Consider the following 11,782-nt stretch of genomic DNA (forward strand, 5'->3'; position numbering starts at 1 on the left):
GTTTCTGCAAAAAAACGAACACCGAGGATCAAGCCCACAACCGTGTCTTGTAACAATCTGATTTTCCTTAAAACTTCCAACTTGAACCTTAACACTGTCTGCAAAGATCTCTTTTTTGCAGGCACATCAGACAGGCTGTGCCCGCTGCATGAGGTGCCCCGGGTGGTGGCTTCGGGTTGGGAAAGAATGGTGCGCAGGTGGGGGGCTGGCGTTTCATCTCCATCGATACAGATCGCAATCCCTTCAAGGTTATGCATTTCTCCGTTTGTTGCCCTTGATTCCATCAATACTCCATAATCTCTTACATTTCTAAAATTTTTAAAATGTTATATCATTGAAGTTTTCAAGGAGTTTGTCCATGCATACGTTGTCAAAACAGGTCGCAGGATATATCGAACATTCCTCCTGGATACGCAAGATGTTCGAAGCGGGAACGGTCCTCAAGAAGAAATATGGCGAGGAGAATGTCTTTGATTTCAGTCTGGGCAATCCGGATCTGGCCCCGCCCGAGGCGGTTGCCAAGGGGCTTCACGCTATTGCGGATCGGGCCTCTTCGCCCTTTGCCTTCGGGTATATGCCCAATGCCGGCTATCTCGATGCCCGGCAGACACTGTCGGCCTATCTTGCCGACGAGCAAGAGTGCCCGGATCTCGGTCCCGAGCATCTCATTTTGACCTGCGGAGCAGCGGGGGGGCTGAACGCGTTTTTTCGGGCCGTGCTCGAGCCGGGGGACGAAGTGGTCTGTCCCGCACCCTATTTTGTGGAGTATGGGTTCTATGTGGAGAACCATGGCGGCAAGCTCAATCCGGTTGCCTGTGATCAGGAAACCTTCGGGCTCGATCTTGCCGGTATCGAGAAGGTTCTGTCCGAAAAGACCCGGGTTGTTCTGATCAATTCGCCCAACAATCCCACCGGGCAGGTCTATTCTCGTGAAGAAATCGACAACCTTTCCGGCCTTCTTGAGAAACACAGCAAAAAAATGGGGCGTCCTGTGTATCTCGTTTCGGATGAGCCCTACCGATTCCTGGTCTATGACGACGGAACCGTGCCCCCGGTTCTTTCCAGGTATTCCCACAGTATTGTCATCGGTTCCTTTTCCAAAAGCCTCTCCCTTGCGGGGGAACGGGTCGGGTATATAGCCGTGAACCCGGCCATGGAGGATGTTTCGACCCTGGTGAACGGACTCGTCCTGACCAACCGGATTCTGGGGTTTGTCAACGCCCCGGCCATCGGCCAGAAGCTGCTCACCCATGCCCTGGGAGAGGGGGTGGACCTCGGGGTGTACGAGAAACGGCGCCGTGCCATGGCCCACGTGCTCGACAATGCCGGGATCTCCTATGTCATGCCCAAGGGGGCCTTCTATTTCTTCCCCATGGTTCCTGGCGGCGGCCTGGACGACACCGGTTTTGTGGACGCCCTCATGCAGGAGAATGTCCTGGCCGTGCCTGGGTCGGGTTTCGGCTATCCCGGTGGGTTCAGAATGGCCTTCTGCGTTCCAGAGGATGTCATTGTCCGCTCGGCAGAACCTTTCAAACGGGCGGTACGGGCCTACCTGGGATAACCAGGATGGTAACCTTGGGGGAGCGATTGTGCTTGACTTGCGCCTGCTTCTTCTTTATTCGGATCAACTTCTTTTTTTGCAGTCAAGGATACCACGCGAATGTTCGATAGCTTAAGTGATAGACTCAATGCCGCGTTCAAGCGGTTCAAGGGCCATGGCCGCCTGGACGCCAAGAATATCAAGGACGGGTTGCGCGAGGTCAGGCTTGCCCTGCTCGAGGCGGATGTCCAGTACACGGTGGTCAAGGACTTCGTGGAACGGATCAAGGACCGCGCCGAGGGACAGGAGGTTCTTGAAAGCCTGACCCCCGGACAGCAGGTGGTCAAGATCGTCCACGAGGAGATGATCGGGCTTCTCGGCGGGGAGACCACCGAGCTCGATCTCGCCTGCAAACCGCCCCTGGTGGTCATGATGGTCGGTCTGCAGGGGTCGGGGAAGACGACCACCGCGTCCAAGCTCGCCCTGCACCTGCGCAGGCAAAAGCGCAAACCCTATCTGGTGCCCGCGGACGTCTATCGTCCCGCGGCTATCGACCAGCTGCACAAGCTCGCCAGCGAGATCCAGGTTCCCGTCTTTGCCTCCTCCCCGGACATGGACCCTGTGGACATCTGTTCCAGGGCCATAGAAGAGGCCAAAAAACAGGCCTGTGACGTGGTTTTGCTCGACACGGCCGGACGGTTGCACATCGACGAACGGCTCATGCAGGAGCTGCAGTCGATCAAGTCGACCTGTTCACCGCAGGAGATCCTTTTCGTGGCCGATGCCATGACCGGGCAGGACGCAGTGAATGTGGCCGAACGTTTCAACGAGCTGCTCGATGTTTCCGGAGTGGTCCTGACCAAGATGGAGGGTGACGCCCGCGGCGGTGCGGCCCTGTCCATCAAGTCGGTCACGGGCAAGCCGATCAAGTTTGTCGGTATGGGAGAGAAGCTGTCCGATCTCGAGGTCTTCCATCCTGACCGTGTCGCCTCGCGCATCCTTGGAATGGGCGATGTCCTCACCCTGATCGAGAAGGCCCAAGAGACCATCGATGCCAAGGAAGCCGAAGAGCTCGAGAAAAAATTCAAGAGGTCCGAGTTCAATCTGGAAGATTTCCGATCCCAGATGAAAAAGATCAAGAAACTCGGCTCTCTTGAAGGGATCATGAAGATGATCCCCGGCATGGGCCAGATGCGCAAACAGCTCCAGGACGTCAAGATGCCGGAAAAGGAGCTCTCGCGTATCGACGCGATCATCAGCTCCATGACCCTGGACGAGCGCGAGGACCATAAGCTGATCAGTATGGGCCGCAAGAAGCGTATCGCTGCCGGTAGCGGGACCACGGTTGCCGATGTTACCGGGCTGCTCAAGAATTTCGAGCAGATGCAAAAAATGATGAAAAAGATGATGGGCAAACAGAAGCAGGGGAAACCGGTCCCCGGAATGCCCAAGAATTCGAGCGCCCAGGTCAAGCAAAAGCGCCTCAAGCGCAAAAAGCTCAAACAGATGAAGCGCAAGAAGAAGAAATAACCCTGGTTTTTCAAACCCAATTCATGAAGAGGATACATTCATGGCAGTAAAAATCCGTTTGACCCGTATGGGTTCCAAGAAAAAACCCTTCTACAGGGTCGTTGCACTTGACAGTAAAACCCGTCGTGACGGTAGACCCCTGGAATTTTTGGGCTACTACAATCCTATGGTCGAACCCGTCGAGGTCAGACTCGACAAGGAACGGATCGATTATTGGCTCGAACGCGGAGCAAAGCCGTCAGACACCGTTCGGTCCCTGATGCGGAAAAACGGCGAGTAATATCGCGTTGGACGTGAGCTTTGCGGAATGTTGGTTCCGTAAGACCCGGCAGGGACCACTCTTTCCTTGCTCTTTATTCTTGTTTTGCGCTATGGTCCCCTATGCGCTCGTGTAAGGTATTGCCATTGGCCCGCCGGGATGGGAGATCCGTCCCGACCGGCACACGGGGACAAGGGATGGGCCGGGCGCACAACCATGGGGCTGACCGGAATCGGACCGATTGAACATGAGCTTGCGGCGGAGGTGGTTATGCTGAAGGGACTTATCAAGTACATTGCTGAATCATTGGTGGATTATCCCGATCAGGTCGTTGTTTCCGAGGTGGAAGGCGAGCAGACGAGCGTACTCGAACTCAAGGTTGCCAAAGAAGATCTGGGGAAGGTGATCGGCAAGCAGGGACGTACCGCCAGGGCCATGCGCACTATTTTGGGCGCGGCCTCAACGAAAGCCAAGAAAAGGACCGTGCTCGAAATCCTGGAGTGATTTTTCACGCCGGGACATCCTGCACACGGGAAGAATTGTACTATGACGGGGCTGTGCTGAATGGGAAAGCTCACCTTGATCCATATCGGCAGGGTCTTAAGACCGCATGGTCTTAATGGGGAGCTGTGCATAGATATCTATGCAGACTCCCCTTTTCTCTTGGACCGCACGACCAGGATCTATCTGCAGCTCCCGGGACACAAACCCAAACCCTTTGACGTGCAAGGGTGGCAGCCCCATGGGCGGCGGGTCATCCTGCGGCTTGGCAAACTTGTGGGCATGCGCGATGGGGCCGCTCGATGGACGGGGGCCGACATCCTCATGCGTGCCCGTGATCTCCCCCCCCTGGAAGAGGGCGAATACTTTTGTCACGAACTCGAGGGGTGTGCGGTCTGTCTCGAAGCCGGGGGACATCTTGGCCGGCTCGGATCGGTCGAGTCCTTTTCCGGGCGGGAGGTGTGGGCCATCACGACACCCGATGGCGAGGAGATCCTTTTCCCTGCCGAGGACCGGTTCGTGCGCACCATTGATCTGCGTAACCGCTGTATTGTCATCGCCCCCCCGGACGGGCTCCTGGACGTGTATCTATCATGAAGTTCAACATCGTCTCCATCTTTCCCCAGTATTTCACCTCGCCCCTTTCGTGCGGGCTGATTTCCCGCAATATCGACAAGGGACTCGTTCAGGTGGAGGTGATGTCCCCGAGGGATTTTTCCCAGGACAAGCACCACAATACCGATGACAGGGTCTACGGGGGCGGTCCGGGGATGGTTATGATGGTCGATCCCCTGCTTAGAACCCTGCAGAGTATCAAGGGCGAGCCACGGACGATCATGCTTTCCCCCAAGGGTCGGCCCCTGACCCAGGCCCTGGCCGTGGAATTGGCCAACGAGCCCGAGCTGACCCTGGTTTGCGGCCGGTATGAAGGGATCGATGCGCGCATCGAGGAGCTCTATCCCATCGAACCGGTATCGCTTGGCGATTTTGTGCTCAATGGGGGGGAGTCCGCAGCCATGTGTCTGCTCGAGGCCGTTTCACGCCTCCTTCCCGGCTTTATGCAGCACGACGAATCCGTGGACGAGGAGAGCTTTGCCTCGGGCCTTCTCGAATATCCGCACTATACCCGTCCCGAGGAGTATGGAGGGCTGCGGGTGCCCGAGGTTCTGCGTTCGGGAGACCACGGCAAGATTGCCGGTTGGCGGCGCAGAAAGTCCCTTGCGGCCACCCTTGCCTCCAGGCCGGAGATGCTCTCCACCGCACCGCTGACATCCCGGGACATCGCTTTTTTGCGCAGCCGGGACACCGTATTGCCTGGGCGCAATCTTTATGTCGCCCTGGTCCATTATCCGGTGCTCAACAAAGAGGGAAAAGTGGTCACTACCTCTTTGACAAACCTGGACGTACACGATATAGCGCGCGTTTCCGCGACCTATGGGCTTGGGGGCTATGTCATCTGTACCCCGCTCAAAGACCAGCAGGTCCTGGCAAGAAGAATTGTCGACCATTGGTCCACCGGGTCCGGCTCCCGGTTCAATCCGGACAGGAAAGAGGCCCTTGATACGGTCTGCGTAAAAGACGACCTGGATGGGGCCATCGACCATGTACGGCAACGGACCGGGCAGACACCGTATCTGGCCGCCACCAGTGCCCGTGAAGGAAGCATGCCCCTTGTCGGGCTGCGCAGGGTTTTGGATGAACGGCCCGTCCTGCTGGTCCTTGGTACCGGATCCGGTCTGGCCGATACAATGCTTGGAAGGGCTGACGGGCTGGTACGGCCTGTCCGCTTTCTTTCTTCGTACAACCACCTTTCAGTGCGCTCCGCAGCATCGATAATGATCGATCGGCTTTTGGGCGACGCGTACTGAAACGATCAAATGTTTTGGCAATGACGTGTTTTGTCGAGCACGGGTAACACATACTTTCTGTGGATGTCCGCACGCTGTCAGCAAGGCATGCACCCGTTTTTTTACTGACCTCCATGCTGCAAACACCGTTGGCGGAATCAAGGAGAACATGACAATGGATAGGATCAGAGCAATCGAAAGAGAACAGATGCGCTACGACGTGCCCACCTTCAAGGCTGGTGACACGGTCAAAGTGCATGTACGTATTATTGAAGGAGAAAAGGAACGGACCCAGATTTTTCAGGGAACGGTCCTCCGGGTGAACCGCGGAACGACCAACGCTACCTTCGTGGTCCGCAAGATTTCCGACGGTATCGGGGTGGAAAGGATTTTTCCCCTGTACTCGCCGGCCATCGAGCGGGTGGAGGTCGTCAGCGAGGGCAAGGTCAGGCAGGGCAGGATCTACTACCTGCGCAAGCTCAAGGGGAAGGCGGCCCGGATCAAGAGCAAAAACAGCTGGAACTAGGATGTGCCGGATCGGGTCTGGGGGTTGCCTCCAGGCCCGATTTTTTTGGTCCCATAAAACGGACCACAACGGGACGGGATGCCCAGGCGACAAAAAAATTGCCCTCCCTGTTCCCCAACTGATTACTGCGCACCCACACCTTCTCCATGGATCTTTTCGCGAACCCGAAGCTCCCCCCCACCGAGCGGGTCGCAGGGGTGGATGAGGCCGGCCGGGGATGTCTGGCCGGTCCTGTCGTCGCCGCTGCGGTCATCCTTCCTGCCGACTATGCCCTTGACGGGTTGACCGATTCCAAAAAACTTTCCCTTGCCAAACGGCTCCTTCTCGAACCATTGATCAAAGAACAGGCCCTGACCTGGTCACTGGGTGTGTCATGGCCGCGCGAGATCGAAGAGCTGAATATCCTCCGCGCCTCGCTTGAGGCCATGAAACGATCCGTTTGCTCCCTTGACCGTGTTCCCGCCTATGTGCTGGTCGATGGGAACCAGAAGATCCCCTTCCATCTCCCCCAGGAAACCGTTGTCGGCGGCGACGCCAAGGTGGCGAGCATTTCGGCTGCATCCGTGCTGGCAAAGACCTTCCGGGACCGGCTCATGGTCCATCTCGACCGCAGGTATCCAGGATATGGGTTGGCCGGACACAAGGGATACGGGACAAAGAGCCACAGGGAACTGCTCAAAAGGCTGGGGCCCTCCCCCATGCACCGGATGACCTTCAAGGGGGTTGTGCACGGCCCGCGGACCAAGGAGAAACCGATATGTCTTCCAGGCCTGGGGACGTAGGGCGTTTTGGTGAAGACGTCGCATGCGACTATCTCACGGAAAACGGCTACCGGGTCCTTGAGCGCAATTGGCGGACCCGCAAGGGGGAGCTCGACATCATCTGTACCAGGGATGGCGAGCTGGTCTTTGTCGAGGTCAAAACACGGGGCGAAGGCTGTCTCGGGGAGCCGGGCGAGGCCGTGGACGTGCGCAAGAAGACCCGGCTGGTCAAGGCCGCGTATGCCTATCTGACCCAAAAAAAATTGTGGCAGACCCCTGCCAGGTTCGATCTGGTCGGTCTGCGCATGCACCCGGATTATGTTCAGGTGGAACACGAGAAAAATGTCATCGATGCAAGCGAGATTATGGGTGGTCGCAACACCCCTTGGCAACCTTGGTGATATCTCTCCGCGGGCTGTCGGTGTTATCGAAAACGCCGGTTTGATCCTTGCCGAGGATACCCGGCGTGCCGGTCTGTTGTTCAAACATTTGGGCATCGCATCCCATGCGCGGATGGTCAGTGCCTTTGACCATAACGAATCCTCGCGCGTCTCCCTTGTTCTTGGAACCCTTGCCAAGGGGCATGACGTGGTCCTGCTGTCCGACGCAGGGACACCCTTGATCGCCGATCCGGGGTTTGTGATCGTCCGGGCCTGCCGGGAAGCGGGGCACGGGGTCTCGCCCGTTCCCGGGCCCTGCGCGCCCATAGCCGCCCTCATGGCCAGCGGATTGCCTACTACGCCGTTCGTTTTTCTCGGTTTTTTCCCACGGAAAAAAAATGATATACGGGAGACCCTGCGGCCGTATGTCCCCATTGGGGCGACACTGGTGTTTTTCGAACGTAAGAACCGGTTGGCGGTCTCTCTTGGGATTGCCCATGAAATATTGGGCGAACGTCCTTTTTGTGTCGCCAGGGAATTGACCAAGCTGCATGAGGATTTTATCTTCGGCAACCTCGGATCCGGCGGAGACATCGATCAGCTGGCATCCGGGGAGATCAAGGGCGAGTGCACCGTGGTCATCGGTCCGGGCGACGACGACGGGACGGTGAGTGGTCGTGGCGATGTCCGCGCTATCCTTGACCAGGAAGAGGACAGGGGGGGGAAACCGCGTGAGATCGCCAAGCGTGTCGCATCCAGGGTCCGGGGATGGACCCCCAAGGAGGTTTACGCACTCAGACAGGGCGGTACCTCCTGCGGACCGGAGTAGCCGCCCGCGATGGGCCAGACTTCCAAAGAGGTTCCATGCTGAGCAGGGAAGTGAAGATTTTTATCCGCATGTTCGCACGCACCTATTTCGTGGGCGGGTGCATGAACACCCGTGGGATGCAGAACATCGGGCTCTCCTATGCCATGGATCCGGGGCTGCGCCATCTATACACCGACAAAGCGGAACTGCAAAAGGCCAGAAAACGGTATCTCAAGATCTACAATACCCATCCCTGCTGGACCCCCCTGCTGGTCGGGCTGTTCTATTTTCTGGAAAAAAAGATCCGCAAGGGGATCCTGCCCCCCAGGACCCTGCCGCATATGAAAGGGACCATCGCCTATACCCTGTCCGCGGTGGGGGACGCCCTGTTTGGTGGGAGTCTGTACGTATTCTGGTCCCTGTCGACCATGCTTCTTTGGGTCTGCGGACTGACCACCCCGGCCATCACCTGGGCGGTGCTGCTCATACTGGGGATGGAGATTTTCAAGCTGTACACGTTTTGCAAGGGGGTCAGTGAGGGCATATCCTTTCTTGCCCGCCTCAGGTCCTGGAACCTGATCGACTGGGCCGCCCGGATCAAAATGGCCAATACAGGCCTTCTTGTCGCGTTTTGGGTCGTTGTTTGGCCCACCGAACCCGCCCCCCTTGTCTGGATTGCGGGGACAGGAGGGATCCTCCTTATGGCCTGGTTCGCGTCCCTGTTCTACCGGGCCAGGGAGGTCATCCTCTTTGTCGTGGCCCTGGGGTTCATTATTTTTTCCCGATTCATGCAGGACATGGCCGGCACCCCGTTTGGACTTTGGTAAGCGGTGCTCGAACATTTCCGGCCCCGCGGCAGGAAACGGGGCACAGGGATAAAACACAAAAAACGCAAGAGACCGCATGCTCGGCGGTATTTGCGTGGATATATACCGGAGTTGTTGCGTGGGCGACGTTGTTGAAGAAAAAACCATAAGCGTGCAGAACGAACTCGGACTCCATGCACGGCCTGCGGCAAAGATCGCCCAGGCGGCACAGAAGTATTCCGCATCCATCCACATCAAGATCGCGGAGCGGGAGATCGACGCCAAGTCCATTCTGGACATCCTGAGTCTGGCAGCACCCATGGGGACGGATGTGGCTGTCAAGGCCAGTGGGCACGACGCCACCGAGGCGGTCTCGGATATTGTCCGCCTTTTCAAGGAACGTTTTGGAGAGGAACGCTGATGGCACGACGAGTACTGACCGGTATCCCGGTTTCTTCGGGCATAGCCATAGGCAAGGCCTTTTTCCTGGACAAGAACCGGATGCGCAGCGCGCCCCGGCGGACCGTTGGGGAGGCATTGGTCGTCCTGGAGCAGGAGCGTCTGGCTTCGGCCATCAACCTGGCCTCGGAAGAACTCGAGCGCATCCGGGCGAAGGTTCCCAGGGAGTTGCAGGAACACGGGGCGCTCATCGATTCGTACCTGATGATCCTAAAAGACCGCAAACTGGGCGAGAGCGCCAAGGAGTATATCGCTGACCTGCGGATCAATGCGGAATGGGCCCTTGAGAAGGCGGTGGGCGATGTCGAACAGATGTTCAGCACCATCGACGACGAGTATATCCGTGCAAGAATGCAGGACGTGCGCCTGGTCACCCAGCGGGTCATGAAACAATTTTCCGGCCAGGACAACGGGGTCACCGGTGTTGACCACCGGGTCATTCTCATGGCCCATGACCTGACCGCCGCCGATACCATCGAGCTGGAAGTGAACAAGATCATGGCCTTTGCAACGGCCATGGGCGGCAAGACCTCGCATGCCGGTATCCTCGCACGGTCGCTCCAGATACCGGCCGTGGTCGGTTTCGAGGAACTCGAAGGGACCATCGAGGACGACCACATCGTTATCCTCGATGGGTTCAACGGCAGGATACTGATCAAGCCGACAGAAGACGAGCTGAGCAAATATACGGAACTGCAGTACCGGTTCGAGGACTACCAGCGCAGCCTCTCCAGGGTCTGCCACCTTCCCGGGGAAACCCGGGATGGATACCACCTCGATGTCCTCGCGAACATAGAACTCTTTGAGGAGGTGACCTCGGTCATTGACAACGGGGGGGAAGGGATCGGACTCTACCGGACGGAGTATAACTACATGAACCGGACCGAGTTTCCCGACGAAGAGGAACTCACTGAAATCTATTCCGATCTCGCGGAAATCGTCTCCCCGGCCAAGGTGGTCGTCCGTACCCTGGACCTGGGGGCGGACAAGGTCTCGTCCTTTGGTCCACTCGAGGAGGCCAATCCGGCCATGGGGCTTAGGGCGATCCGTTTTTGTCTGGGCCACAAGGAGATTTTCAAGACCCAGCTCCGGGCGATACTCCGGGCCGGGGTCCGGGGGAATATTTCGATCATGTTCCCCATGATCTCGGGGCTGCAGGAGTTAAAAGAGGTCAAATCCTTCTATTTCCAGGTCAAGGAAGAGTTGCGCAAGGAAGGGATTGCTTACAATCCGGATATCCCCCTGGGGATCATGATCGAGGTCCCGGCGGCGGTCATCGTGGCCGATTCCCTGGCCAGGGAGGTTGATTTCTTTTCCATCGGGACCAACGATCTTATCCAGTACTGTCTTGGCATCGACCGTACGAACAAGCATGTGGACTATCTCTACCAGCCCCTGCATCCCGCGGTGATCTCGAGCATCAAATCGGTCATCGATTCGGCGCATCAGGCCGGGATCGAGGTCAGTGTGTGCGGTGAAATGGCGGCGGACCCGTTCTGCGTGCCCATCCTCATGGGCATGCAGGTAGACAGCATCAGTCTGACGCCCCAGGCCATCCCCGGGATAAAACGGATCATCAGACAGGTGACCATGGAGGACTGCAAGTACCTTTTAAAGGAGGTCCTTGAAAGCGATTCCGTGGCCGGGAGCAATGTGCTGGTCAAGGAGATGATCTTTAGACGGTTCCCGGACGAGCTCATGTTCTATACATCGCTGGTCGACGGGGATATGTAGGTGTGAGCGCGGAGTGCGCGGCGCACCAAGAAAAAAGAGGGCAGCGGTTGTGCAACGGTCCATGCCCATATCCCCTTGGGATCCTTGCCGGTATTCGGTGGGGGGAAACGGTGGGGAAGAAACACGTCGGAACGAAGAACAAATGTTATGGCTAAACAATCGGGCAAAATAAAAATCATCGGGCAGAACAAGAAGGCCCGGCATCTCTACGAGCTCGTGGAATTTATCGAGGCGGGCATGGTGCTGACCGGTTCGGAGGTCAAGTCCCTGCGTGAGGGCCGGATCAGCTTCATGGACGGGTACGTGGATTTTCAGAAGGGCGAGGCCTATTTGGTCGGGGTGCATATCGCCGAATACGAAAACGCGGGCTACGCCCAGCACCGCCCTGACCGGCGGCGTAAACTGCTCATGCACAAACGCGAAATCCAGGGATTGATGAAAACGGTGGAGCAAAAGGGGCTGACCGTGGTTCCGACCAAGATCTATTTCAAGAATGGGCGGATCAAACTCGAGCTCGCCCTGGGGCGGGGCAAGAAACTCTATGACCGCCGGCAGGACCTCAAGGAACGCGCGGTCAAGCGGGACACGGCCAGGGAAATGGCCGGACGGGGGTAAGGGCGGTTTAATGTTC

General features: G+C 57.4%; 15 protein-coding genes. 14 read left to right on the top strand and 1 reads right to left on the bottom strand.

Features of this window, described 5'->3' with window-relative positions; genetic code table 11:
* Positions 1-284, bottom strand: a 284-nt coding sequence (locus tag ACY692_RS00005) for a hypothetical protein (protein ID WP_462323275.1), incomplete at its 3' end; no start/stop codon positions are given.
* A 74-nt stretch (positions 285-358) separates the two neighbouring features.
* Between ACY692_RS00005 and ACY692_RS00010 the strand changes: the two genes are divergently transcribed.
* The 14 genes from ACY692_RS00010 (at position 359) to smpB (ending at position 11,766) form a co-directional block, all read left to right on the top strand.
* Positions 359-1,561, top strand: a complete 1,203-nt coding sequence (locus ACY692_RS00010; protein WP_462323276.1) for a pyridoxal phosphate-dependent aminotransferase — start codon at positions 359-361, stop codon at positions 1,559-1,561.
* Positions 1,562-1,660: 99 nt separating this feature from the next.
* On the top strand, positions 1,661-3,070 hold the full coding sequence (gene ffh / locus ACY692_RS00015) for a signal recognition particle protein (RefSeq protein WP_462323277.1): 1,410 nt from the start codon (positions 1,661-1,663) through the stop codon (positions 3,068-3,070).
* Between the two features lie 40 nt (positions 3,071-3,110).
* On the top strand, positions 3,111-3,350 hold the full coding sequence (gene rpsP, locus ACY692_RS00020; protein WP_462323278.1) for a 30S ribosomal protein S16: 240 nt from the start codon (positions 3,111-3,113) through the stop codon (positions 3,348-3,350).
* 249 nt (positions 3,351-3,599) lie between these two features.
* Positions 3,600-3,833 (top strand): KH domain-containing protein, encoded by a 234-nt coding sequence (locus ACY692_RS00025; RefSeq protein ID WP_462323279.1) that lies wholly within the window; start codon positions 3,600-3,602, stop codon positions 3,831-3,833.
* 60 nt (positions 3,834-3,893) lie between these two features.
* Positions 3,894-4,427, top strand: a complete 534-nt coding sequence (gene rimM / locus ACY692_RS00030) for a ribosome maturation factor RimM (RefSeq protein ID WP_462323280.1) — start codon at positions 3,894-3,896, stop codon at positions 4,425-4,427.
* A complete protein-coding gene (gene trmD / locus ACY692_RS00035) occupies positions 4,424-5,698 on the top strand; it encodes a tRNA (guanosine(37)-N1)-methyltransferase TrmD (RefSeq protein WP_462323281.1) in 1,275 nt (424 codons plus the stop codon). Before rimM ends, trmD begins: the two co-directional genes overlap by 4 nt.
* A gap of 154 nt (positions 5,699-5,852) precedes the next feature.
* Positions 5,853-6,203: a 50S ribosomal protein L19 gene (rplS, locus tag ACY692_RS00040; protein WP_462323282.1), complete on the top strand. Its 351-nt coding sequence runs from the start codon at positions 5,853-5,855 to the stop codon at positions 6,201-6,203.
* Between the two features lie 146 nt (positions 6,204-6,349).
* Positions 6,350-6,985 carry a ribonuclease HII gene (locus ACY692_RS00045; protein WP_462323283.1) on the top strand — a complete coding sequence of 212 codons (636 nt, stop codon included), beginning with the start codon at positions 6,350-6,352 and terminating at the stop codon, positions 6,983-6,985.
* Complete coding sequence (locus tag ACY692_RS00050; protein WP_462323284.1) at positions 6,961-7,365, top strand: YraN family protein; 405 nt, start codon at positions 6,961-6,963, stop codon at positions 7,363-7,365. Before ACY692_RS00045 ends, ACY692_RS00050 begins: the two co-directional genes overlap by 25 nt.
* Complete coding sequence (rsmI, locus tag ACY692_RS00055; RefSeq protein ID WP_462323285.1) at positions 7,307-8,173, top strand: 16S rRNA (cytidine(1402)-2'-O)-methyltransferase; 867 nt, start codon at positions 7,307-7,309, stop codon at positions 8,171-8,173. Before ACY692_RS00050 ends, rsmI begins: the two co-directional genes overlap by 59 nt.
* A gap of 35 nt (positions 8,174-8,208) precedes the next feature.
* The gene (locus ACY692_RS00060; protein ID WP_462323286.1) at positions 8,209-8,979 is read left to right on the top strand and encodes a PTS system mannose/fructose/sorbose family transporter subunit IID; all 771 of its coding nucleotides are present in this window, start codon (positions 8,209-8,211) and stop codon (positions 8,977-8,979) included.
* A gap of 76 nt (positions 8,980-9,055) precedes the next feature.
* A complete protein-coding gene (locus ACY692_RS00065) occupies positions 9,056-9,379 on the top strand; it encodes an HPr family phosphocarrier protein (protein WP_462323287.1) in 324 nt (107 codons plus the stop codon).
* Positions 9,379-11,151 carry a phosphoenolpyruvate--protein phosphotransferase gene (gene ptsP, locus ACY692_RS00070; protein ID WP_462323288.1) on the top strand — a complete coding sequence of 591 codons (1,773 nt, stop codon included), beginning with the start codon at positions 9,379-9,381 and terminating at the stop codon, positions 11,149-11,151. The genes ACY692_RS00065 and ptsP overlap by 1 nt, the downstream gene beginning before the upstream one ends.
* A 147-nt stretch (positions 11,152-11,298) precedes the next feature.
* Positions 11,299-11,766: an SsrA-binding protein SmpB gene (gene smpB / locus ACY692_RS00075; RefSeq protein WP_462323289.1), complete on the top strand. Its 468-nt coding sequence runs from the start codon at positions 11,299-11,301 to the stop codon at positions 11,764-11,766.
* The last annotated feature ends 16 nt before the right edge of the window (positions 11,767-11,782 follow it).

The organism is Desulfoplanes sp., from assembly GCF_054921335.1.

Coding starts and splice junctions, on each gene's coding strand:
- ptsP (WP_462323288.1), top strand. CDS start 9,379: ATGGCACGACGAGTACTGACCGGTATCCCGGTTTCTTCGGGCATAGCC.
- ACY692_RS00065 (WP_462323287.1), top strand. CDS start 9,056: ATGCTCGGCGGTATTTGCGTGGATATATACCGGAGTTGTTGCGTGGGC.
- rplS (WP_462323282.1), top strand. CDS start 5,853: ATGGATAGGATCAGAGCAATCGAAAGAGAACAGATGCGCTACGACGTG.
- ACY692_RS00045 (WP_462323283.1), top strand. CDS start 6,350: ATGGATCTTTTCGCGAACCCGAAGCTCCCCCCCACCGAGCGGGTCGCA.
- ffh (WP_462323277.1), top strand. CDS start 1,661: ATGTTCGATAGCTTAAGTGATAGACTCAATGCCGCGTTCAAGCGGTTC.
- trmD (WP_462323281.1), top strand. CDS start 4,424: ATGAAGTTCAACATCGTCTCCATCTTTCCCCAGTATTTCACCTCGCCC.
- rimM (WP_462323280.1), top strand. CDS start 3,894: ATGGGAAAGCTCACCTTGATCCATATCGGCAGGGTCTTAAGACCGCAT.
- ACY692_RS00050 (WP_462323284.1), top strand. CDS start 6,961: ATGTCTTCCAGGCCTGGGGACGTAGGGCGTTTTGGTGAAGACGTCGCA.
- smpB (WP_462323289.1), top strand. CDS start 11,299: ATGGCTAAACAATCGGGCAAAATAAAAATCATCGGGCAGAACAAGAAG.
- rsmI (WP_462323285.1), top strand. CDS start 7,307: ATGTCATCGATGCAAGCGAGATTATGGGTGGTCGCAACACCCCTTGGC.
- ACY692_RS00060 (WP_462323286.1), top strand. CDS start 8,209: ATGCTGAGCAGGGAAGTGAAGATTTTTATCCGCATGTTCGCACGCACC.
- ACY692_RS00025 (WP_462323279.1), top strand. CDS start 3,600: ATGCTGAAGGGACTTATCAAGTACATTGCTGAATCATTGGTGGATTAT.
- ACY692_RS00010 (WP_462323276.1), top strand. CDS start 359: ATGCATACGTTGTCAAAACAGGTCGCAGGATATATCGAACATTCCTCC.
- rpsP (WP_462323278.1), top strand. CDS start 3,111: ATGGCAGTAAAAATCCGTTTGACCCGTATGGGTTCCAAGAAAAAACCC.